General features: G+C 69.5%; 2 protein-coding genes. One reads left to right on the forward strand and one right to left on the reverse strand.

Annotated features, from left to right (window positions below; all coding sequences use genetic code 11):
* Positions 1–428, reverse strand: a 428-nt coding sequence (locus tag ABD823_RS34410) for a hypothetical protein (RefSeq protein WP_344867145.1), incomplete at its 3' end; no start/stop codon positions are given.
* A gap of 209 nt (positions 429–637) precedes the next feature.
* Here ABD823_RS34410 and ABD823_RS34415 point away from each other — a divergent pair.
* Positions 638–988, forward strand: coding sequence for a hypothetical protein (locus ABD823_RS34415; protein WP_344867147.1), 351 nt, complete (start codon positions 638–640; stop codon positions 986–988).
* Positions 989–1,005: the final 17 nt, after the last annotated feature.

Raw genomic sequence — 1,005 nt, forward strand, 5'->3', positions numbered from 1 at the left:
TTCCACAGCAGGCAGCGGTCGAGCAGCTCGCGGCGGCATGACTGCACCCACCGCTCCATGACCGCGTTCATGCGCGACACGCGGACACCGGTGAGCACGGTCCGGATCCCGGCCTCGGTGAGGATCTCGTCCATGAGGGCGGGGAACTTCCCATCCCGGTCCCGGATCAGGTAGCGCGCCCGGCAGCCGGTCTCTTCCAGGTCCATCACGAGGTTCTTCATCGCCTGGACGACCCAGCTCGCGGTCGGATGGGCGGTGGTACCCAGCACGCGGACGCGCCGGCTGGCGTGCTCGATGACGGCCAGGACGTACTGGCGCCGCCCGGTGAGGGTGACGGTCTCGATGACGTCGCAGGCCAGCAGCGCGTCGGCTTGCGCGCGCAGGAAGTCGGCCCAGGTGATCGACGCCCGTTCAGGGGACGGGTCCATGCCTTCCTGTTTGAGGATCTCCCACACGGTGGAGGGCGCGACCGTGATGCCGAGAGCATGGCCAGTTCACCGTGCACCCGCCGATACCCCCAGGAGGGGTTCTCCCGGACCAGCCGCAGGATGAGCGCACGGATGGAGCGGACCGTGGGCGGGCGCCCCGGCCGCTTCGGCCGACACGTGCCGGCATGACGGCGTCTCATCAGATCGCGGTGCCAGCGCAGGACGGTGTCCGGGCGGACGAGGAGCCGCATCCGGCGCAAGACCTCGCGGGGCAGCGACGCCGGCAGGGCGGCGAGGAAGGCACGGTCCTCGGGAGCGAATCGCGCCCTGGCATCGGCACCGAGCTGCCGTCCGAGAACGGTGATCTGGTGGCGCAGAGCGAGGATCTCGACGTCCTTGTCCCGATCGCTCATCGGCAGCAGCCGCAGCACGGCGAAGGCGTTCGTGACGGCGAGACAGGCCAGGCGAAGCAGCACAGACGATCACCATGCCGCACCCCGAGCAACAGGGGGTCACTCGCGTCAGGAGATCCCCAGCAAGCCCATGACCTGGCCGGATGACATTATCGGCAGGCGCA

The organism is Planomonospora alba, from assembly GCF_039534085.1.
In the GTDB taxonomy this organism is placed as follows: domain Bacteria; phylum Actinomycetota; class Actinomycetes; order Streptosporangiales; family Streptosporangiaceae; genus Planomonospora_B; species Planomonospora_B alba.